A 21472-nucleotide genomic window follows, 5' to 3' on the forward strand; every position below is an offset into this window, starting at 1 on the left:
GGATGAGGGACGCGGCGGCGCGGTGCGCTGCGCCGCCGCGTCCCTCATCCCGTACGAGTAGTGCGTGAAGGCGCCCGGGTTGAGGACGACCGGGATCGCGCCGTCCGCGGCCTCGTGCAGCCACCGGATCAGCTCGCCCTCGTCGTTCGTCTCCCGTACGTCGACATCGAAGCCCAGCTCCTTGCCAAGAGTCCGGCAGACATCGACCAGTCCGGCGTACGTGGTGGCCCCGTACACGTCCGGCTCGCGCGAGCCGAGGCGGCCGAGGTTGGGCCCGTTGAGCACGAGGACCCGCCGGGTCACGCCGACACCTCCCCGTACGCGGCGAGCAGCACCGCCGGGTCGGGGCCCTCCAGCACGGTGGGCTTGGCGAGACCGTCCAGCACGATGAAGCGCAGCAGGTCGCCGCGGGACTTCTTGTCGACCCTCATCGTCTCCAGCAGCCTGGGCCACTGGTCACCGCGGTAGGTCAGCGGCAGCCCGACGGACTCCAGCACCGAGCGGTGCCGGTCGGCGGTCGCGTCGTCGAGGCGACCGGCCAGCCGGCCCAGTTCCGCCGCGAAGACCATGCCGACCGAGACGGCCGCGCCGTGCCGCCACTTGTACCGCTCGTTCTTCTCGATGGCGTGCGCCAGCGTGTGGCCGTAGTTGAGGATCTCGCGCAGACCGGACTCCTTGAGGTCGTTGGAGACGACCTCGGCCTTGACCCGGATCGAGCGCTCGATCAGCTCGGCGGTGTGCGCGCCGGACGGGGTACGGGCGCCCTCGGGATCGGCCTCGACCAGGTCGAGGATGGCCGGGTCCGCGATGAAGCCCGCCTTGATGATCTCGGCCATCCCGCTGACGTAGTCGTTCACGCCGAGCGAGTCCAGCGCGGCGAGGTCGCAGAGGACGCCTGCCGGCGGATGGAAGGCGCCGACGAGGTTCTTGCCCTCGGCGGTGTTGATACCGGTCTTGCCGCCCACCGCCGCGTCGACCATGGCGAGCACCGTGGTCGGTACGGCGATCCAGCGCACACCGCGCAGCCAGGACGCCGCCACGAATCCCGCCAGATCGGTGGTGGCCCCGCCGCCGACACCGACGATCACGTCGGTCCGGGTGAAACCGGTCTGCCCGAGCGCCTTCCAGCAGTACGCCGCGACCTCGACGGTCTTGGCCTCCTCGGCGTTGGGCACCTGGATGGCGACGGCCTCGTATCCCTGGTCGGCGAGATCCTGGCGCAGCGCCTCACCCGTCCCGGCGAGCGCCTCGGGGTGCACGACCGCGACCCGCCGGGCCTTCTGGCCGATGAGCGCGGGCAGCTCCCCCAGCAGCCGCCTGCCGACCAGCACCTCGTACGGGTCGTGCCCGGCGGTGCCGCCGACCTGGATACGGGTGAGTGCCTGGTCCGTCATACCTGCTTCTCCTTGCCGGGGGTCCGGGGCTCTTCTCCGGGGTGCTGCTTCAGCCCGAGCGCGTCGAGGACCGCGTCCGCGACCTCCTCGGGTGTCCGGTCGTCGGTCGCGACCACCACGCGTGCCACATCCGTGTAGTGATGGCGGCGGGCGTCCATCAGCTCCTTCCACTGCTTGCGTGGATTGACCACCAGCAGCGGGCGCGCGGTGTTCAGCCCGACGCGCTTGACGGCCTCGCCGACCTCGACCGACAGATAGACGACGGGCAGTCCGGTGAGCAGTTCACGGGTGGAGGCGTCGAGGACCGCGCCGCCGCCGAGCGCCAGCACGCCGCGGTGTTCGGCGACCGCCGTCCGTACCGCCGCCCGCTCCAGCTCGCGGAAGTGCTCCTCGCCGCTCTCGACGAAGATGTCCGAGACCGGCTTGGCCTGCGCGGCGACGATATCGGCGTCGCTGTCGCGGAAGCCCGTGCCGAGCCGTTCCGCGAGCAGCTCGCCCACGGTGGTCTTGCCGACGCCCATCGGACCGACCAGGACGACGACCGGTCCGGCCGCCGGCTCCGGCGCGCTCATCGGATCTGGAGGTTGTCGAGGTACGCGCGGACGTTGCGGCGCGTCTCCGGGACGCTGTCGCCGCCGAACTTCTCGGCGACCGCGTCCGCGAGGGTCAGCGCCACCATGGCCTCGGCGACGATGCCCGCGGCCGGCACGGCACAGACGTCGGAGCGCTGGTGGTGGGCCTTCGCGGCCTCGCCCGTGACCACGTCGACGGTGGCGAGCGCCTTGGGGACGGTCGCGATGGGCTTCATCGCGGCCCGTACGCGCAGCAGCTCACCCGTCGTCAGCCCGCCCTCGGTACCGCCGGACCGGCCCGACGCGCGCCTGATGCCGTCGTCGGTCGCCACGATCTCGTCGTGCGCCCGCGATCCCGGCACCCGCGCCAGCCCGAAGCCGTCCCCGATCTCGACACCCTTGATGGCCTGGATGCCCATCAGCGCGGCGGCGAGCCGCGAGTCCAGCCTGCGGTCCCAGTGGACGTGCGAGCCGAGACCGACGGGCACGCCGTACGCCAGGACCTCCACGACCCCGCCGAGCGTGTCACCGTCCTTGTGGGCCTGATCGATCTCGGCGACCATCGCCTTGCTCGCGTCCGCGTCGAGGCAGCGCACCGGATCGGCGTCCAGCCGCTCCACATCGGCCGGCGTCGGGTGGACGCCGTACGGAGCCTTGGCCTCCGCCAGCTCCACGACATGGGACACGACCTCGATCCCGGCGGTCTCCTTGAGGTACGAGCGGGCCACGGCGCCGAGCGCGACACGGGCCGCGGTCTCCCGGGCGCTGGCCCGCTCCAGGACCGGCCGTGCCTCCTCGAAGCCGTACTTCTGCATTCCGGCGAGATCGGCGTGGCCGGGCCTGGGCCTGGTCAGCGGCTCGTTGCGGGCGAGCCCGGCGAGCACGTCCGGATCGACCGGATCGGCCGCCATGACCTGCTCCCACTTGGGCCACTCGGTATTGCCGACCATGATCGCGACCGGCGATCCCATCGTCAGCCCGTGGCGTACGCCGCCGAGGAAGGTCACCTCGTCACGCTCGAACTTCATGCGCGCGCCACGTCCGTAGCCGAGGCGCCGGCGGGCGAGATGGTCCGCCACCATGTCCGTGGTGATCGGCACACCGGCGGGGAGACCCTCCAGCGTCGCCACGAGTGCGGGTCCGTGCGACTCCCCAGCGGTCAGCCAACGCAGCCTGCTCAACGGTGCTCCTCATGCTCGCGCCTCGACTGGTGATGGCGCGACCGGTGCGCGGCCCTGGCCCGCCGTCTCCGATCCTCCCACGCTCCACCGGACGAACCGCCCTCACGTCCAGCGAACGGACACAACCGGAACGCGGACGACCGGACACGGCCCGCCCGCACGCCGGACAGGACGGACAGGGCCTAGCGGCTCTCCAGCGCCTGTTCGCCCGCCTTGCGCATCGAGGCGAGCGGCGCGGGTGAGCGGCCCGTCATCTGCTCCACCTGGAGGACGGCCTGGTGCACGAGCAGGTCGAGGCCGGAGACGACGGGGCCGCCGCGGGCCGACCAGGCGGCGGCGAGCGCGGTGGGCCAGGGCTCGTACAGCACGTCGAAGAGTGTGCCCGGCCGCTCGGGGACCAGGGGTGCCAGCGCGTCGGTGGTGCCCGCCGGTGTCGTCGCGATCACCAGGGGCGCCTCGAAGGCCTCGGCCGCGTCCTCCCACGCCGCGGTACGGATCCCGACACCGAGCCGCTCGCCCCAGCCGCGCATCTCGGCCGCGCGGGCCTCGCTGCGCACATACGCCGTCACCCGGCCCGTACAGATCCGGGAGAGGGCCGCGAGCGCGGACGAGGCGGTGGCGCCCGCGCCCAGGACCGCCGCGGAGCCGACCGTGCGGACACCCCGCTCGTCCAGCGCGGCGATCATGCCGGGGATGTCGGTGTTGTCGCCCGTGCGGCGGCCGTCCTCGCCGATGACCACCGTGTTGACCGCCTCCACCGAGGCCGCCGTGGCGGTGATGTCGTCCAGCAGCGGGATGACGGCCCGTTTGAGCGGCATGGTCAGCGAGAGCCCGGCCCATGAGCCGTCGCCGCGCAGCCCTTCGAGGAAGCCGGGCAGCCCCGCCTCGGCCACCTCGAACCGGTCGTAGGACCAGCCCGTGAGGCCGAGGCCGGCGTAGGCCGCCCGGTGCAGCACCGGCGAGAGCGAGTGCGCGATGGGCGACCCGAGAACCGCCGCCCGTCTGCGTGGGTTCACCGCTTCGAGCTCTCCTTCCGGCTCTGCCTCTCGTACTCGGCGCGGTTGCGCTCGTGCTCCTCGTTGGTCTCGGCGAAGAGCGTCTTGTCCTCGGTGACCGAGACGAAGTAGTACCAGGGACCGGGCGCCGGGTCGAGCGCCGACTGAAGGGCTTCGGCTCCCGGGTTCCCGATGGGACCGGGCGGGAGACCCTTGATGTCGTACGTGTTGTACGGGTCCTTGAGCTTGCGCAGATTGTCGACGGCGCCGAGGTCCAGTCTGCTCTGGGCCTTGATGTAGTTGACCGTGGAGTCGAATTCCAGACGGCCGACGGTCTCGGTGTTGTCCGGTTCCAGACGGTTGTAGACGACGCGGGCGACCTTGTCGAAGTCGTGCTTGTACTTGCCCTCCGCCTGGACGAGGCTCGCGACGGTGATCACTTCCAGCGGCGACTTGAGACCCAGCTTGTCGGCCTCGGCGTCCAGATCCACCTTGCTGTACTCGGCGGCGGCGCGGGCGACCATCTTCTTCAGGATGGCCTCCGGCTTCATGCCCTTGGCGACCGGGTAGCTCGCCGGGAACAGGAAGCCCTCCAGCGGGTCCTTGATGTCCTTGGAGCCCTTCGCCCAGGACGGCAGACCGAGGTTCTTGGCCTGCGCCTTGGCGACCGCCGCGGTCGAGCCCTTCTTGAGTTCGAGCCGCTTGTCCATCTGCTCGTAGACCCAGACGTTGCGCTTGCCCTCGGGGATGATCAGCGCGTTGTGGCTGGTGGGGCTGAGCATCGTCTTCACGGCCTGGGCCGCGGACATGCCCTTGCTGAGCGTGTAGACGCCCGCCTGGATCGAGTTGCCCTTGGGGTTCTGCCGCTGTGCGGCGACGAACGCGCCCTGGCTCTTGACGACGCCGCTCTTCACCAGGATCGAGGCGATCTCGTAGCCGCCCGCGCCCTGGGGGATCTCCACCTGGACCGAGCCCGAGCCCTCGCCCACGAAGTCCGGCGGCGCGCCGAACTTGTCCTGGAGGAACTGGTAACCGACATAGCCGACACCGCCGACACCGCCGACCAGCACCACGCTCATGAACAGGCAGGCGAAGCCGTTGTGGCTCTTCTTCTTGGTCCTGCCCCGGCGGTCGCGGCCGTTGCCCCGGCGGTCGGTGCCCGGCTCGTCCTGCTCGCCGTCGTCGCCGTCCTTGTCCTCGTCGCCGGTGAAGAACGGGTGGCTCTCGTCCTCCTGGCCTTCCTCCCACTCGCTGCCGGGCTCGGGTTCGGCCCTGCGCTGGGCCGGGGGCTGCGGCGGCGGGTACGCGTCGGGAGTGCCGTAGTAGTCCTGGTTCGAGCCGTAGCCGACATCCTGCCCGCCGTCGTAGGGCCCGGCGGGATTCCCGGCGTACGGCATGGTGGCCTGCTGGCCGGTGTCCCAGGCGCCGTTGTACTGCGGATCGCTGTACTGGGGCTGCTGGTGCTGCTGCGGGTGTGCCTGCTGCTGCTGATGCTGCTGCTGGGGGTGCTGAGGATGCGCCTGCTGCTGGGGATGGTGTGCCTGCTGAGGGTGGTGCCCCTGCTGCTGCGGGCCGCCGTACTGCTGCTGGGCGGCGTACTGCGGCTGCCCGGCCTGCTGCCCCACATGCGGCTGCTGCTGCGGCTGCCCACTCTGCGGCTGGCCTGCGTGTTGCTGGCCCACATGTGGCTGTCCACCCTGTTGCTGCCCCACATGTGGCTGCCCGGCCTGCTGCTGGCCGTACTGCTGTGGGTGCTGCGGGTGGTACTGCTGGTACGGGTCCTGCCCTGGCCCGTACTGCGTCTGGGGCTGCGCGTGCTGCTGCGGGTACTGCTGCTGCGGCTGCCCGCCGTAGGGAGCCTGGCCGTCGTCGGCCTGCTGTGCTCCCCACCCCGGGTCCCCGTACAGGGGGTCCTCGGGGTGCCACGGTTCGGAGCCGGGGCCCCGGCCATAGTCAGTCATCGATCCCCTAGAGCCGCGAGGCGGCGGTGGCTGAGCGGTGGCACGGCATCCGTTTCGCCTCTTTGCTGTGCGGCGGCTGTTCGAACACCACCGCATCGCGCGGAACGTTACCGTATCGCGATCAGATGACCACTTCGACGCCCTCACCCGGTGGCTCACCAGAGACCCGTTCGGCCTCCAGCGCGCTCTGAAGGATGACGACCGCCGCCACCTGGTCGATGACGGACCGGCCTTTCCTGGACTTCACGCCCGAGGCGCGCAGTCCCTGGCCGGCCGTCACTGTGCTCATCCGCTCGTCGACCAGTCGTACCGGCAGCGGCGCGACGCCTCTGGCCAGCTCCTGTGCGAACACACGTACCTTCGCCGCGGCCGGTCCCTCGCCTCCGCTGAGGGACCTGGGCAGCCCGATCACCACCTCGACCGGTTCGTACTCCTCGACAAGCTCGCGCAGCCGCCGGTGGGCGGCCGGGACGTCGCGTCCCGGCACGGTCTCCACCGGCGTGGCGAGGATCCCGTCGGGATCGCACGAGGCGACCCCGATCCGGGCGTCCCCGACGTCGATCGCGAGCCTGCGTCCCCGTCGCATCCGGGATCAGATCCCTTCCGGGCCGGGCGCCGCGCCCGTGCCGCTCACGAGGTCTCGGCGACGAGGCGCTCGACCGCGGCCACGGCGTCGCCGATCGCGTCGGCGTTCTGGCCGCCGCCCTGGGCCACGTCCGGCTTGCCGCCCCCGCCGCCGCCGAGTGTCTTGGCGGCGGTACGGACCAGGTCACCGGCCTTGAGACCGCGCCGGCGGGCGGCCTCGTTGGTGGCGATGACCGTCAGCGGACGCCCGTTGGCCGTGGTGAACAGGGCCACGACGGCCGGCCGGTCGGCGGCCCCGGACTGCTGGTCCAGCCGGCCCCGGACATCGAGGACCAGCTTGCGCAGGTCGTCGGCCGAGGTGCCGTCCGGGACCTGTCCGGTGACCAGGGCCGTGCCCCGTACTTCAACGGCGCTCCCGGCCAGCCCCGCGGCGGCGGCGAGGACCTTCTCGGCGCGGAACCTCTCGATCTCCTTCTCGGCGTCCTTGAGCTTGGCGAGCATCCCGGAGATCTTCTCGGGCAGCTCCTCCGGGCGGCCCTTGACCAGCTCCTGGAGCTGGGCGACGACGGTGTGCTCCTTGGCCAGGAAGCTGTACGCGTCGACACCGACCAGGGCCTCGATACGCCGTACGCCCGAGCCGATCGAGGACTCGCCGAGCAGCTTCACCAGACCGAGCTGGGCCGTGTTGCGGACATGCGTACCGCCGCAGAGTTCCTTGGAGAAGTCGCCGATGGTGACCACGCGGACCCGCTCGCCGTACTTCTCGCCGAACTCGGCGATGGCGCCCTGCTTCCTGGCCTCGTCGATGCCCATCACCTCGGCATGGACGTCGAGCTCGCGGGCGAGCACCTCGTTGATCTTCTGCTCGACATCGAGCAGGACCGTGCCGGGTACGGCGGCGGGCGAGCCGAAGTCGAAGCGGAAGCGGCCCGGCGAGTTCTCGGAGCCGGCCTGGGCGGCCGTCGGGCCGAGGGCGTCGCGCAGTGCCTGGTGCGTGAGGTGGGTGGCGCTGTGGGCACGGGCGATGGCGCGGCGGCGGTTCAGATCGATGGCGGCATAGGCGGAGGCACCCACCGTCACCTCGCCGACCTGCACGGATCCCTTGTGCACGGAGACTCCGGGCACCGGCTGCTGGACATCGCGCACCTGGACGACCGCGCCGGTGTCGAGCCTGATCCGCCCCTGGTCGGCGAGCTGGCCGCCGCCCTCGGCGTAGAAAGGCGTGCGGTCGAGCACGATCTCGACCTCGTCGCCCTCGGTGGCGGCGGGCGAGGGCACCCCGTCGACCAGCAGTCCGACGATCGTGGACTCGCCCTCGGTGGCGGTGTAGCCGGTGAACTCGGTAATGCCGTTGCTGTCGGCGACCGAGCGGTACGCGGAGAGATCGGCGTGACCGGACTTCTTGGCCTTGGCATCGGCCTTCGCCCGGTCGCGCTGCTCCTTCATCAGCCGGCGGAAGCCGTCCTCGTCCACGGACAGGCCCTGCTCGGCGGCCATCTCCAGGGTGAGGTCGATCGGGAAGCCCCAGGTGTCATGGAGCAGGAAGGCCTTGTCGCCGGAGAGGATCCGGCCGCCGGCGGCCTTGGTCTCGGTGACGGCCGTGTCGAGGATGTTCGTCCCGCCCTTGAGGGCCTTGAGGAAGGCGGCCTCCTCGGCGACGGCCACGGTCTCGATACGCCGGCGGTCGGTCTCCAGCTCCGGGTACTGCTGCCCCATCGTCTTGATCACGACATCGGCGAGATCGGCGACGACCGCTTCCGTGGCGCCGAGCAGACGCATGTTGCGGATGGCACGGCGCATGATGCGGCGCAGCACATAGCCGCGTCCCTCGTTGCCCGGGGTGACTCCGTCACCGATCAGCATCACGGAGGTACGAATATGGTCGGCCACCACACGCAGTGCGACATCGGTGGTGTGGTCCGAGCCGTACCGCACCCCGGTGAGCTCGGTGGCCTTGTCCATGACCACCCGCAGGGTGTCTGTCTCGTACATGTTCTGCACGTCTTGCAGGATCATGGCGAGACGTTCGAGACCGAGACCGGTGTCGATGTTCTTGGACGGCAGGTCGCCGAGGATCTCGAAGTCCTCCTTCGAGGTGCCCTCACCGCGCTCGTACTGCATGAAGACCAGGTTCCAGATCTCCACGTACCGCTCGTCGTTGACGGCCGGACCGCCCTCGATGCCGAACTCGGGACCCCGGTCGTAGTTGATCTCCGAGCAGGGGCCGCAGGGCCCGGGAACGCCCATCGACCAGAAGTTGTCCTTCTTGCCCAGCCGCTGGATGCGCTCGGCGGGTACGCCGATCTTCTCCCGCCAGATCTGCTCGGCCTCGTCGTCGTCCAGATAGACGGTGATCCACAGCCGCTCGGGGTCGAGCCCGTATCCGCCGTCGGCCACGGGAGTGGTGAGCAGCTCCCAGGCGTAGGTGATGGCGCCTTCCTTGAAGTAGTCGCCGAAGGAGAAGTTGCCGCACATCTGGAAGAAGGTGCCGTGCCGGGTGGTCTTGCCGACCTCTTCGATGTCCGGCGTGCGGACGCACTTCTGGACGCTGGTGGCGCGCGGGGCGGGCGGCTTGACCTCGCCGAGGAAATACGGCTTGAACGGCACCATGCCCGCCGGGACCAGCAGCAGAGTCGGGTCGTCCGCGATGAGCGACGCCGAAGGCACGACGGTGTGCCCGCGCTCCTCGAAGAAGCTCAGCCAGCGGCGGCGGATTTCAGCCGACTCCATCAGTGGTCCTCATTCCGGTTGGGCGGGTTGTAGGAGTGTGCGGTTCCGGTACGCGGCGTGGTCCCGGTGCGTTCGGTGTACTCGACGGCGGCCAGCCGCCGGGGTGCGGGAAGCGCGCGGTCGGCCGGCGCCTCCAGGCCCAGCGCCTCGCCCAGCTCGGCTTCGCGCCGCGCCATGCCCGCTCTCACGTCAACGGCGAATTCCCTCACCTTGTGCCCGGCGTCGATCGCCTTGTTCGCGGCCTGGGCGGCGAGGCTCTCCGGAGTGAGCTGCCTGAGCTTGCGGTGGACCTTGGTGGTGGCCCAGACACCGGCCGCGGCGCCCGCGGTGAACCAGAACGTACGGCGGAGCATCGCTGCGTCAGCCCTTCTTGTTCCTGCGCCGGGCGGACGGGAGCGTACGGCCGACGACCACCCTGCGGCGGTCGGCAGGCTGCGCGGGCCCGTCCGGCGCGGCGGCCGGTCCTCTGCGTCCCATGGCCTGGCGTACGCCGTAGCCGAACGCCGCGACCTTGACGAGCGGTCCGCCGAAGGTCGAGGCGACCGTCGTGGAGAGCGCCGAGGCGTTGGAGGTGACTTCCTGGACGTCCGTCGCGATGGCGTCGACGCGGTCGAGCTGGGTCTGCGCGGAGCGGACCGTCGCGGAGGCGTCGGCCAGCAGCGGCACCGCCTGCTCGGTCACCTCGGCCACGAGCCTGGTGGTCGCCCTGAGCGTCTGGGCCAGCCTCACCAGCACCACGGCCAGGAAGGAGACCAGGATGGCCCAGAACACGGCCACCAGGATCCCGGCAACCTCTCCACCGGTCACGCCGCACCGCTCCCTGATCGTCGACGGTCTTATGGAAGGCGACTGGAAAGTCGTCCTCCGACCCTATCGCGCCGGAGGTCACACCCTGTACCGCATAAGGAGGTCGCAGCACGGGAGTTACCGGGGAGGGCTGTACGGAGCGCCGCCGGGCGAGCACTCCCCGTGCGCCGTGCGACGGCCCTTCCGGCCGTCCCCCGCCGCACGAAAGCCCGCCGGCTCTCCCACCGGGAAGGGCGGGGAGACGGCGGGCCGGGGCGCGGCACACACATGGAGTGCCTGCGCGAAGTGCCGTGGAATCAGGCGCTGTCGAGCCGCCGGATCCGGATCAGCGGGCGTAGTACTCGACGACGAGCTGCTCGTCGCAGATGACCGGGATCTCCTTGCGCTGCGGGTCACGGTCCAGGCGGAACGCCAGGGCCTTCAGGTTGACCTGGAGGTAGCGCGGGGTCTCGCCGTCGGTGTCGTAGCCACCCTCACGCGCGACCTGGAAGGGAACCTTGTCGCGGCTGCGCTCGCGGACCATCACCACGTCGTCGGGACGGACGCGGAAGGACGGCTTGTCGACCTTGTCGCCGTTGACCTCGATGTGGCCGTGCACGACCATCTGGCGGGCCTGGTAGATGGTGCGGGCGATGCCCGAACGCAGCACCAGCGCGTCGAGACGGCGCTCCAGCTCGACGACCAGGGCCTCGCCCGTCTTGCCCTCGGCCTTCTTGGCGCGGTCGTAGGCGCGGGCCATCTGGCGCTCGCTGATGTCGTACTGGGCGCGCAGACGCTGCTTCTCCAGCAGACGGACCTTGTAGTCACTGTTCTGCTTGCGTCCACGACCGTGCTCACCCGGCGGGTAGGGACGGGCCTCGAAGTACTTGACGGCCTTCGGCGTCAGCGCGATACCGAGCGCACGGGACTTCTTGACCTTGGGACGCGACTGGTTAGGCACGTTCTCCAGACCTCCGTTGTAGGTTAGGTTAGGCTCACCTTACTTAAGGAGATCGCATGTCTCGCTCCGGGAACACCACACGCATCACAGACAGCAGTCTCGACGCGCACGGCACCGATTCGACGGAGGTCCGATCAGCTCATGGTCAGCCGCGTCCCAGCGGGCTTGAAATCGATCGGATGCCGTCAGCAGCCGAACGCACACGAACTCTCGTACAGGGTACATGCTCGTCGGTGCTGCTCGTCCCGGGCCCGGACGGGGCAGGGCCCGGTCAGTACACGCCCGCGACGCGGACCGTCGGGCCCGACGGCGGGGTGCTGCTCGTCCTCCCGGCCGGCTCTCCCGCCGTACGGGCCGCCACGCGCCCGCCGGAGGGCGGGCTGACCGCGGTGCTGGAGCTCACGGATGTCGCGCCGGTCTCCGTGCCCCACCGTATCCGGGGCCGGGCCTGGCTCTCCGGGCCGCTGACCGTGGAGCCGGGGCCCTCGGAGGACGGGCGCAGGGTTGTGCGGCTGACGGTGGACGAGGCGTTCGTGGACGATCTCTGGGGCGCGGACGAGGTGGCGCCCGAGGACTTCGCGGCGGCCGTGCCGGATCCGCTGACGGAGCACGAGGCGGAGCTGCTCCAGCATCTCCACTCCGCGCACAGCGCCGAGGTGGGGACGCTGCGGGGACTGCTCGGCGAGCGCTCCGGGGCCCTGACCGCGGCCGGGACCGCGGCCGTACCGGTCGGGCTCGACCGCTACGGACTGCGGGTGCGCTTCACCGGTGTCCAGTGCTTCGACGCCCGCTTCGACTTTCCCGAGCCGGTACGGAGCATGAGCGAGCTGCGCCGGGCCATGCACACGCTCTTCGACGCGGCCTCGCGCTGAGACCGGCCCGATCAGCCGCCGTCGCCGCGCAGCCGCTCGCGCACCTTGTCCACCACATCCGCGTACCGCGCCTCGGCGCCGTACCGCGTGGGCTCGTAGTAACGCCTGTCCCGCACGCCGTCCGGCGCGTACTGCTGGGCGGCGACACCGCCCGGCACATCATGCGGATACACATAGCCCTGGGCATGGCCGAGCTTGGCCGCGCCCTGGTAGTGGCCGTCGCGGAGATGGGCCGGGACCGGTCCGGCCAGTCCCTTGCGCACATCCTCCAGTGCCGCCGAGATCGCGGTGGTGGCCGCGTTCGACTTCGGCGCGAGGGCCAGGGCGATGGTGGCGTGGCTCAGGGTGAGAGCGGCCTCGGGAAAGCCGATCATGGCCACGGCCTGGGCGGCGGCGACCGCCGTCGGCAGCGCGGTGGGATCGGCGAGACCGATGTCCTCGCTCGCCGAGATCATCAGCCGCCTGGCGATGAACCGGGGGTCCTCCCCGGCGTCGATCATCCGCGCCAGATAGTGCAGCGCCGCGTCCACGTCGGAGCCCCGGATCGACTTGATGAGCGCGCTCGCCACGTCGTAGTGCTGGTCCCCCTGGCGGTCGTAGTTCACCGCCGCGCGGTCGACGGTCTCCTCCACCGTCCTGAGGGCGATCTCCGCCTCGCCCTTGTCGAGCGCCGCGCCGGCCGCGGCCTCCAGGGCGGTCAGCGCGCGGCGGGCGTCGCCGCCCGCGATCCGCAGCAGATGCGCCTCGGCGTCCTCGGGGAGGGTGAGCGCGCCCCCGAGACCGCGCTCCTCGGTGAGCGCGCGGCGGAGCAGAGCGCGCAGGTCCTCGTCCGTGAGCGGCTCCAGCGTGAGCAGCAGGGAGCGGGAGAGCAGCGGGGAGATCACCGAGAAGTAGGGATTCTCGGTGGTGGCGGCGATGAGCGTCACCCAGCGGTTCTCCACCGCGGGCAGCAGGGAGTCCTGCTGGGCCTTGCTGAAGCGGTGGATCTCGTCGAGGAAGAGGACGGTGTCCTTGCCGAAGCCGCCGGAGGCCCGGCGGGCTCCGTCGATGACGGCCCGTACCTCCTTGACGCCCGCGGTGATCGCGGACAGCTCCACGAAGCGCTTGTTGGTCGCCTTGGAGACGACATACGCGAGCGTCGTCTTGCCGGTGCCGGGCGGGCCCCAGAGAATCACGGACGAAGGTCCCGCGGGACCGCCGCCGCCCTCTCCCACCAGCCTGCGCAGCGGTGATCCGGGCTTGAGCAGATGCGCCTGGCCGACGACTTCGTCAAGGACGCGCGGGCGCATCCGGACGGCCAGGGGGCTGCTGGACGGATCCTTCTCCTGGCGTTCTTCGGCCGCTGCGGTAAAAAGGTCGGGCTCCACGCGTCGAAGCCTATGCCAGACCACTGACAACGCAGGTCCGGGCGGTCCGGGCGGCCTTGGCCGCGCGGTGGCCGGGCCGCCGGCTCAGCTCGTCCAGAAGTCCCACCACCGGGTCAGGACGAGCATCCCGATGATCCCGATGTGCAGTGCGGGCAGTACCCAGGTGAACTCGCCGAGGAAGCCGCGCAGCGCACCGGGCGCGGGCAGCACGCCACGGCGGACGTTGTGCGACGTCACGTACCAGAACATGGTGATCGTGGCGACCCAGGCCAGACAGCACCAGAGGCAGAGCGCGTTGATGCTGTACAGCGACTGGTACTGGAGCCAGGTGCAGAACCCGACGCCGAAGAGCGTGCCCGCGTTCAGCCCGAGCCAGAACCACCGCCGGTGGCGAGCCCCGGACAGCAGCCCCACACCGACGGCGATCACCACGGCGTAGGCGACCAGCCCCAGCATCGGATTCGGGAAGCCGAAGACCGACGCCTGCTCGCTCTTCATGACATTGCCGCAGGACACCACGGGATTGAGACTGCATCCCGGTGTGAAGTCCGGGTCCTCGAGCAGCTTGAACTTGTCGAGCGTGATCACCCACGCCGCCAGCAGGCCGGCGGCGCCGGTGATCACCAGCAGCAGCGCGAACGCCCGGGTGCCGCCGACCGTACCGGCGGCGCTCCGCTCCTCCCGATCGGAGGAGGCCTGGTCCACTGCTGCACTCGTCATGTCGATATCGCCGTTCCATCACTCCGGGGCCGTGGGGCGCAGCCTCATTGTGCCGCACCCCCTCCGGTGGCCCTCAAGCCAGTCCCCCACATCCGTGCTCTCAGCCGTCCGTGCCTTCCAGCACGTCCGGCGTCCCGGCCCGGCCGTGGCCTCGGCCGAGCCGCCGTGCCAGTTCGGTGACCAGGCCGTCGAGCGGGACCGGCGCCTGCTCGCCGCTCTCCATGTCCTTGAGCTGGGCCACGCCGTCGGCGAGATCGCGTTCGCCCGCGACGATCGTGTAGCGGGCACCGGACCTGTTGGCGTTCTTCATGGCGCCCTTGAGGCCCTTGCCGCCGTACGCGAAGTCGGCGGCGATCCCGGCCCTGCGCAGCTCGGTGACCACGGCGAAGAGCCGGCGTCTGGCCTCCTCGCCCAGCGGGACCGCGAAGACGCTGGTGGTGCCGGGCAGATCGAGCCGGATGCCCTCGGCCTCCAGCGCCAGCACCGTACGGTCCACACCCAGTGCCCAGCCGACGGACGGCAGCGCGGGGCCGCCGATCATCTCGGAGAGCCCGTCGTACCGGCCGCCGCCGCCCACCGCGGACTGCGCGCCGAGACCGTCGTGGACGAACTCGAACGTGGTGCGGGTGTAGTAGTCGAGACCGCGTACGAGCCTCTCGTCGTCCTCGTACACCACTCCCGCCGCGGTCAGCAGCTCCCTGACCTCCTCGTGGTACGCCTTGCACGCGTCGCAGAGGTAGTCGCGGAACAACGGCGCCCCGACGAGCTGCTTCTGGACGTCGGCGCGCTTGTCGTCGAGGACCCGCAGCGGATTGATCTCGATACGGCGGCGGGTGTCCTCGTCCAGGTCGAGACCGCGCAGAAAGGTCTGGAGCGCCTCGCGGTAGACGGGCCGGCACTCCTTGTCGCCAAGGGAGTTGAGCAGGATGCGGAAGTTCCGCAGACCGAGCGAGCGGTACGCCTGGTCGGCCAGAATGATCAACTCGGCGTCCAGCGCGGGATCCTCGGCTCCGATCGCCTCGGCGCCGACCTGCGAGAAGTGCCGGTACCGGCCCTTCTGCGGGCGCTCGTAGCGGTAGTAGGAGCCGGAGTACCACAGCTTGACCGGCAGATTCCCGGCCTTGTGGAGGTTGGCCTCCAGCGCGGCGCGCAGGACGGAGGCGGTGCCTTCGGGACGCAGCGCCAGCCTGTCGCCGCCCTTGGTCTCGAAGGCGTACATCTCCTTGGAGACGATGTCGGTGGACTCGCCCACGCCTCGGGCGAACAGCTCGACGTTCTCGAAGCCGGGCGTCTCGACATAGCCGTAGCCGGAGTTCCTCAGCGGCGTCGAGATCGCCTCACGCACCGCGAGGAAGACGGCGGAGTCGGGCGGGATCAGATCGTAGGTGCCCTTGGGGGCCTGGAAAGTGCTCATGGTGATCCGGTGTTGTCACATTCCTCGTCGCGGAGCGGCGTCGGGGCCGCTTCCGTGGCCGGCGGCCACTTCCCTGAGATAGGGATTGGTGGCGCGCTCGCGGCCGATGGTCGTCTGGGGGCCGTGGCCGGACAGCACCACGGTCGAGTCGTCGAGCGGCAGGCACACACGGCCCAGCGACTCGATCATCTCGGCGTGGTCGCCACCGGGCATGTCGGTGCGTCCGATGGAGCCGGCGAAGAGCAGATCGCCCGAGAAGAGGACCGGGGGGACATCCGCCCCGCCGAACGCCTCGGGCATCGCGAACGCCACCGACCCCTTGGTATGGCCGGGCGCGTGCGCGACGGTGAACTCCAGGCCCGCCAGGCTCATTCGGGCGCCGTCGGTCAGCTCCTGGACATCGTCCGGCTCCCCCACGGTCAGCTCGCCCATCAGCGGCATCCCGATCGAGCGGCCGAGCGCCTTCTCCGGGTCGCTCATCATGTACCGGTCCGCGGGATGGATCCACGCCGGTACGTCATGGGCTCCGCACACCGGGACGACCGAGGCGACATGGTCGATGTGCCCGTGGGTGAGGATGACGGCAACGGGCTTGAGCCGATGCTTTCTCACCGCGTCCTCGACACCCTGGGTGGCCTGATGGCCCGGGTCGATGATCACGCACTCCTCACCCGCGGCGGGGGCGACCAGATAGCAGTTGGTCCCCCAGGCCCCGGCGGGGAACCCGGCAATGAGCACGATCGTCCTTATATGTCGTCCGGCGGAGGAATGCAGCAGATCAGAGCCTACCGGCGCTGCTCATTCCACAGCCAACCCAGATACCGTACGGGGCTACGGACCGACAGGATCACTTACACAACGAGGAGTAGACCCGGTGGTCAACAACGATCAGCGGCGGCGGCAGCTCGCCCGGGAGAAGTTCGAGCGGCAGCAGCAGCGCCGGACGGAGGCCAGGAAGAAGGCGAAGCGCCGTAACACCGTCATCGCCGCCGTACTGGCCGTCGTGGTCGTCGGCGGCGCCGCCGCCTGGGCCTCCGGCGGTCTGACCGGCGGGGACAGCGAGAACAAGGCGTCCTCGCCGGAGGCCTCCGCGTCCGCCGAGCCGACCCCGGCGCCGTCCCCTTCGGCGACGGAGAGCGCCGCGCCCGCGCCGAAGATGGCGATCGACAAGACGTCGAAGTACACGCTGTCGCTCAAGACGAACCAGGGCGACATCGCGATCACTATGGACGCCGAGAAGACGCCGGAGACGGTGAACTCCTTCAAGGCCCTCGCGGACAAGGGTTACTTCGACAACACGAAGTGCCACCGTCTGACCACGCAGGGCATCTTCGTCCTCCAGTGCGGTGACCCGAAGGGCGACGGGACCGGCGGCCCCGGCTACACGATCCCCGACGAGAATCTGACCGCCCTCGGCAAGCCGGCGGCGGACGGCACCGTCACGTACCCGGTGGGAAGCGTGGCGATGGCCAATACCGGCCAGCCGCACACCGGCGGAAGCCAGTTCTTCCTGGTCTACAAGGACACCAAACTCCCGCCCAGCTACACGCCGTTCGGGACCATGGACGAGGCCGGACTCGCGACCGTGAAAGCGGTGGCGGAGGCCGGTGTGGACGGCGGTACGGGCGACGGCGCGCCCAAGAAGGCCGTCACCGTGGAGAAGGGCACGGTCGACAAGGCGTGACCCTCTGAATTTCGGCCGTGCTGAGTGCGGACAGCCGGGCGGCCGGTCGCCTAGATTGGCGTTGTGCAGGGCGGGCGCAGCCCGTCCCAGGAAACTGTGGATGATGCCCGGGGCAATGTTCCGGTGGCATCAGGTGGAGGAGGCGCTGTGAGCAGCGACCCGTGGGGCCGCGTCGACGAGACGGGCACCGTGTACGTGCGGACGGCCGAGGGCGAGCAGGTCGTCGGATCGTGGCAGGCAGGCTCTCCCGAGGAGGCTCTGGCCTATTTCGAGCGCAAGTACGAGGGCTTGGTCGTCGAGATCGACCTCCTCGAACGGCGGGTGAAGACCACCGATCTGTCCGCGAAGGACGCGGCGACGGCCATCGACCATCTGCGCGGACAGATCGACGAGCACCACGCCGTGGGTGATCTCGAAGCACTGCGCAAGCGGCTCGACGGGCTGGTCGCGACGGTCGACTCGCGCCGTGAGGAGCGCAAGGCGCAGCGGGCGAAGCAGACCGACGAGGCGCGCAACGCCAAGGAGGCGCTGGTCACCGAGGCGGAACAGCTCGCCCAGAGCGACCAGTGGCGCTCGGCCGGCGAGCGGCTGCGGGCGCTGGTGGACACCTGGAAGGGCCTGCCGAGGCTCGACCGGAAGTCCGACGACGAGCTGTGGCACCGTTTCTCGCACGCGCGCTCGGCGTTCTCCAAGCGTCGCAAGGCTCATTTCGCGGCGCTCGACGCGCAGCGCGAGGACGCCCGCAAGACCAAGGAGAAGCTGGTCGCGGAGGCCGAGTCGCTCTCCGGCTCCACGGACTGGGGCACCACGGCGGCCCGTTACCGCGAGCTGATGACGGACTGGAAGGCGGCGGGCCGCGCCCAGCGCGAGGCCGAGGACGAGCTGTGGAACCGCTTCCGCGGTGCCCAGGACGTCTTCTTCGCGGCGCGCGGCGAGGTCTTCGCCGAGCGCGACGCCGAGCAGACCGAGAATCTGAAGCTCAAGGAGGAGCTGGCGGTCGAGGCCGAGCGGCTGCTGCCGGTCACGGACCTCAAGGCGGCCAGGGCGGCCTTCCGGGCGCTCAATGAGCGCTGGGAGGCGATCGGGCATGTACCGCGCGACGCGAGGCCCAAGGTCGAGGGCCGGATGCACACGGTCGAGCGGGCGCTCCAGGAGTCCGAGGAGAACGAGTGGCGCCGTACGAACCCGGAGGCACGCGCCCGTGCCGCGGGTCTGACGGGGCAGCTCCAGGCGGCCGTCGACAAGCTGCGTACGCAGATCGACGCGGCGCGCGCGGCGGGCAACAACGCCAAGGCGGACAAGCTCGCCAAGGAGCTGGAGGGCCGCCAGGCGCTGCTGGACCAGGCGCTGAAGGGCCTCCAGGAGTTCGGCGGCTGAAGCCGGGCCGACGCGAGCCGGCAGGTGGTGCGTGAGCCGGTGGTACCGGTGATCGTGACAAGCGGAAGGGCCCCGTACAGAGCGTGTACGGGGCCCTTCCGCGTGCGTTCCTCCGCGTGCGGTTTTCCGTGTGCGGTTTTCCGGCGTGCGCCTCCCAGGCCCGGCGCCACGGATGTGCCGCTCGATGGTGCTACGGCCTGCGCGCCGAGGTGACGCGGTAGACGTCGTAGACGCCCTCCACGCCCCGTACCGCCTTCAGCACATGCCCGAGGTGCTTCGGATCGCCCATCTCGAAGGTGAACCGTGAGGTGGCGACCCGGTCGCGCGAGGTCTGCACCGCCGCCGACAGGATGTTCACATGCTGGTCGGACAGCACGCGTGTGACGTCCGACAGCAGCCGTGAGCGGTCCAGCGCCTCGACCTGGATGGCGACCAGGAAGACCGAGGACTGGGTGGGCGCCCACTCGACTCCGAGGATCCGTTCGGGCTGCTGGGAGAGCGAGTCCACGTTGACGCAGTCGGCGCGGTGCACCGAGACACCGCTGCCCCGGGTGACAAATCCGATGATCGGGTCACCGGGAACCGGCGTACAGCAGCGGGCCAGCTTGACCCAGACATCCTCGACGCCCTTGACGACCACGCCCGGATCGGCGTTGGAGCGGCGCTTGGTGCGTCCGCGCGAGGGCGGCGCGCTCTCGGCGATGTCCTCGTTGGCCGCCTCCTCGCCGCCGAGTGCCTGCACCAGCTTCTGCACGACGCCCTGCGCGGCCACATGGCCTTCACCGATCGCCGCGTAGAGCGACGAGATGTCGGGATAGCGCATCTCGTGCGCCAGCGTGACCAGCGAGTCGCCGGTCAGAATGCGCTGGATCGGCAGATTTTGCTTGCGCATCGCGCGTGCGATGGCGTCCTTGCCGTGCTCGATCGCCTCGTCACGGCGCTCCTTGGAGAACCACGCGCGGATCTTGTTCCTCGCCCGCGGGGATTTGACGAAGCCCAGCCAGTCGCGCGAGGGACCGGCCCCGGATGCCTTGGAGGTGAAGACCTCGACCAGATCGCCGTTGTCGAGGGTCGATTCGAGCGGTACGAGCCGCCCGTTGACCCGGGCTCCTATGGTGCGGTGGCCGACCTCCGTGTGCACGGCGTACGCGAAGTCGACCGGAGTGGCACCGGCCGGCAGCGCTATGACATCGCCCTTGGGGGTGAAGACGAAGACCTCGTTGCGCGACAGGTCGAAGCGGAGCGACTCCAGGAACTCGCTGGGGTCCTCGGTCTCCTTCTGCCAGTCCAGCAGCTGGCGCAGCCACGCCATGTCGTTGACGGTGTCCTGGCCCGCGCCCTTGCCCGCGTTCCTCGGCACGTCCGTACGCACCTTGGAGGCACCGGCGACGGCCTCCTGCTTGTACTTCCAGTGCGCGGCGATGCCGTACTCGGCGCGGCGGTGCATGTCGAACGTACGGATCTGGAGCTCGACCGGCTTGCCGTTGGGACCGATGACCGTCGTGTGCAGCGACTGGTACATGTTGAACTTGGGCATCGCGATGTAGTCCTTGAACCGTCCGGGCACCGGATTCCACCGGGCGTGGACGGTGCCGAGCGCCGCGTAGCAGTCGCGGACGGTGTCGACGAGGACACGGATGCCCACCAGGTCGTAGATCTCCGCGAAGTCCCGGCCGCGGACGATCATCTTCTGGTAGACGCTGTAGTAGTGCTTCGGGCGGCCGGTGACGGTGGCCTTGATCCGGGCGGCACGCAGATCGGACTGGACCTCGTCGGTCACTATGGCCAGATACTCGTCGCGCTTGGGCGCGCGCTCGGCGACCAGCCGGACGATCTCGTCGTACATCTTGGGGTAGAGGATCGCGAAGGCGAGGTCCTCCAGCTCCCACTTGATGGTGTTCATGCCCAGCCGATGGGCCAGCGGCGCGTAGATCTCCAGGGTCTCGCGGGCCTTCTTCTCCTGCTTCTCGCGCTTGAGATAGCGCATGGTGCGCATGTTGTGCAGCCGGTCGGCGAGCTTGATCACCAGGACGCGCGGGTCCTTGGCCATGGCGACGACCATCTTGCGTACGGTCTCGGCCTGCGCGGCCTCGCCGAACTTGACCTTGTCCAGCTTGGTGACACCGTCGACGAGCAGCGCGACCTGGTCGCCGAAGTCACGGCGCAGGGTGTCCAGGCCGTACTCGGTGTCCTCCACGGTGTCGTGCAGCAGACCCGCCATCAGAGTGGCCGGGTCCATGCCGAGCTCGGCGAGGATCGTCGTCACCGCGAGCGGATGGGTGATGTACGGATCGCCGCTCTTGCGCTTCTGACCTCGGTGCCAGCGCTCGGCGACCTGGTAGGCGCTCTCGATCTGGCGCAGGGTCGCGGTCTCGATCTTGGGGTCGTTGCCGCGTACGGTCCGCAGCAGCGGCTCCAGGACGGGGTTGTACGGCGAGGAGCGCTGGACGCCGAGCCGGGCGAGCCGGGCCCGTACGCGGTTGGAGGAGCCACCCGAGCGTGGCGCGGCCGTGGCGCCGGGCTTGGGCGCGCTGAGGGGCATCGAGGGCCGTTCCGGGGCGGGCCTGGCGGCCGGCGAGGGCTCCACGGGCTCGGTGGGCCGGGCGTGCGAGATCTCCGCGGGATTCCGCGCGGCCTTCGCGTCGGCGGTCGCCGCGGCGTTGTTCCGTGGCACGGCTCGCGCCGCGCTCTGCTCCGCGTGGTGATCGGGCGTCGCGGCGGCCAGTGGCTGGACCTCTTCTGGCAAGAGCGCTCCTCGTGGGATCCAGGTCCCCGGTCAGGCCCGGACTTCCATGGTATCGACCTCGGGCGTCCCTCTCGCCCCAGGACCGGGACTCCTCCGAACGCGGGACGGGCACCCGGTTGTTCCCGGG

General features: G+C 70.3%; 19 protein-coding genes. 3 read left to right on the forward strand and 16 right to left on the reverse strand.

All coding sequences use genetic code 11. The features are described from left to right. From BFF77_RS00595 to rpsD, 11 genes are all read right to left on the reverse strand, one after another. A partial coding sequence (locus BFF77_RS00595; RefSeq protein ID WP_066942677.1) for a type II 3-dehydroquinate dehydratase occupies positions 1 to 303 on the reverse strand: 303 nt, incomplete at its 3' end. Continuing rightward, positions 300 to 1394, reverse strand: a complete 1095-nt coding sequence (gene aroB, locus BFF77_RS00600) for a 3-dehydroquinate synthase (protein WP_066942628.1) — start codon at positions 1392 to 1394, stop codon at positions 300 to 302. The genes BFF77_RS00595 and aroB, both read right to left, overlap by 4 nt. Further along, positions 1391 to 1966, reverse strand: coding sequence for a shikimate kinase (locus BFF77_RS00605; protein ID WP_066942630.1), 576 nt, complete (start codon positions 1964 to 1966; stop codon positions 1391 to 1393). The genes aroB and BFF77_RS00605 overlap by 4 nt, the downstream gene beginning before the upstream one ends. Next, positions 1963 to 3147: a chorismate synthase gene (gene aroC, locus BFF77_RS00610; RefSeq protein WP_066942632.1), complete on the reverse strand. Its 1185-nt coding sequence runs from the start codon at positions 3145 to 3147 to the stop codon at positions 1963 to 1965. The genes BFF77_RS00605 and aroC overlap by 4 nt, the downstream gene beginning before the upstream one ends. Positions 3148 to 3329: 182 nt before the next feature. Continuing rightward, entirely contained in the window at positions 3330 to 4163 is an 834-nt protein-coding gene (locus tag BFF77_RS00615; RefSeq protein WP_066942634.1) for a shikimate dehydrogenase, read from the reverse strand. After that, complete coding sequence (gene mltG / locus BFF77_RS00620; protein WP_066942636.1) at positions 4160 to 6103, reverse strand: endolytic transglycosylase MltG; 1944 nt, start codon at positions 6101 to 6103, stop codon at positions 4160 to 4162. The genes BFF77_RS00615 and mltG overlap by 4 nt, the downstream gene beginning before the upstream one ends. A 121-nt stretch (positions 6104 to 6224) precedes the next feature. Then, on the reverse strand, positions 6225 to 6689 hold the full coding sequence (gene ruvX / locus BFF77_RS00625) for a Holliday junction resolvase RuvX (RefSeq protein ID WP_066942638.1): 465 nt from the start codon (positions 6687 to 6689) through the stop codon (positions 6225 to 6227). A 44-nt stretch (positions 6690 to 6733) separates the two neighbouring features. Further along, positions 6734 to 9418 (reverse strand): alanine--tRNA ligase, encoded by a 2685-nt coding sequence (alaS, locus tag BFF77_RS00630; protein ID WP_066942639.1) that lies wholly within the window; start codon positions 9416 to 9418, stop codon positions 6734 to 6736. After that, positions 9418 to 9771 (reverse strand): DUF6167 family protein, encoded by a 354-nt coding sequence (locus BFF77_RS00635; protein ID WP_066942641.1) that lies wholly within the window; start codon positions 9769 to 9771, stop codon positions 9418 to 9420. Before BFF77_RS00635 ends, alaS begins: the two co-directional genes overlap by 1 nt. A gap of 7 nt (positions 9772 to 9778) precedes the next feature. Next, positions 9779 to 10225, reverse strand: a complete 447-nt coding sequence (locus BFF77_RS00640; RefSeq protein WP_066942643.1) for a DUF948 domain-containing protein — start codon at positions 10223 to 10225, stop codon at positions 9779 to 9781. A 325-nt stretch (positions 10226 to 10550) separates the two neighbouring features. Next, positions 10551 to 11165 carry a 30S ribosomal protein S4 gene (gene rpsD, locus BFF77_RS00645; RefSeq protein WP_066942645.1) on the reverse strand — a complete coding sequence of 205 codons (615 nt, stop codon included), beginning with the start codon at positions 11163 to 11165 and terminating at the stop codon, positions 10551 to 10553. Between the two features lie 179 nt (positions 11166 to 11344). Here rpsD and BFF77_RS00650 point away from each other — a divergent pair, with 179 nt between their 5' ends. After that, positions 11345 to 12037, forward strand: a complete 693-nt coding sequence (locus BFF77_RS00650) for a DUF2470 domain-containing protein (RefSeq protein ID WP_066942647.1) — start codon at positions 11345 to 11347, stop codon at positions 12035 to 12037. A gap of 11 nt (positions 12038 to 12048) precedes the next feature. Here the strand turns inward: BFF77_RS00650 and BFF77_RS00655 are convergent, their stop codons facing one another. The 4 genes from BFF77_RS00655 to BFF77_RS00670 all read right to left on the reverse strand — a co-directional run bounded on the left by BFF77_RS00655 (position 12049) and on the right by BFF77_RS00670 (position 16276). Further along, a complete protein-coding gene (locus BFF77_RS00655) occupies positions 12049 to 13404 on the reverse strand; it encodes a replication-associated recombination protein A (protein WP_066942649.1) in 1356 nt (451 codons plus the stop codon). An 84-nt stretch (positions 13405 to 13488) separates the two neighbouring features. Beyond that, on the reverse strand, positions 13489 to 14124 hold the full coding sequence (locus BFF77_RS00660) for a vitamin K epoxide reductase family protein (protein WP_066942651.1): 636 nt from the start codon (positions 14122 to 14124) through the stop codon (positions 13489 to 13491). A gap of 100 nt (positions 14125 to 14224) precedes the next feature. Then, positions 14225 to 15538, reverse strand: coding sequence for a histidine--tRNA ligase (hisS, locus tag BFF77_RS00665; RefSeq protein ID WP_066942653.1), 1314 nt, complete (start codon positions 15536 to 15538; stop codon positions 14225 to 14227). A 15-nt stretch (positions 15539 to 15553) separates the two neighbouring features. Beyond that, a complete protein-coding gene (locus tag BFF77_RS00670) occupies positions 15554 to 16276 on the reverse strand; it encodes an MBL fold metallo-hydrolase (RefSeq protein ID WP_066942655.1) in 723 nt (240 codons plus the stop codon). A 136-nt stretch (positions 16277 to 16412) separates the two neighbouring features. Between BFF77_RS00670 and BFF77_RS00675 the strand changes: the two genes are divergently transcribed. Then, positions 16413 to 17222 carry a peptidylprolyl isomerase gene (locus BFF77_RS00675; protein ID WP_066942657.1) on the forward strand — a complete coding sequence of 270 codons (810 nt, stop codon included), beginning with the start codon at positions 16413 to 16415 and terminating at the stop codon, positions 17220 to 17222. A gap of 147 nt (positions 17223 to 17369) precedes the next feature. Then, a complete protein-coding gene (locus BFF77_RS00680) occupies positions 17370 to 18599 on the forward strand; it encodes a DUF349 domain-containing protein (protein ID WP_066942659.1) in 1230 nt (409 codons plus the stop codon). A 190-nt stretch (positions 18600 to 18789) separates the two neighbouring features. On the opposite strand, the gene BFF77_RS00685 is transcribed toward BFF77_RS00680, so the two are convergent. Further along, a complete protein-coding gene (locus BFF77_RS00685; RefSeq protein WP_066942661.1) occupies positions 18790 to 21345 on the reverse strand; it encodes a RelA/SpoT family protein in 2556 nt (851 codons plus the stop codon). Positions 21346 to 21472 lie beyond the last annotated feature (127 nt).

This window comes from Streptomyces lushanensis (genome assembly GCF_001700515.1).
Lineage (GTDB): Bacteria > Actinomycetota > Actinomycetes > Streptomycetales > Streptomycetaceae > Streptomyces > Streptomyces lushanensis.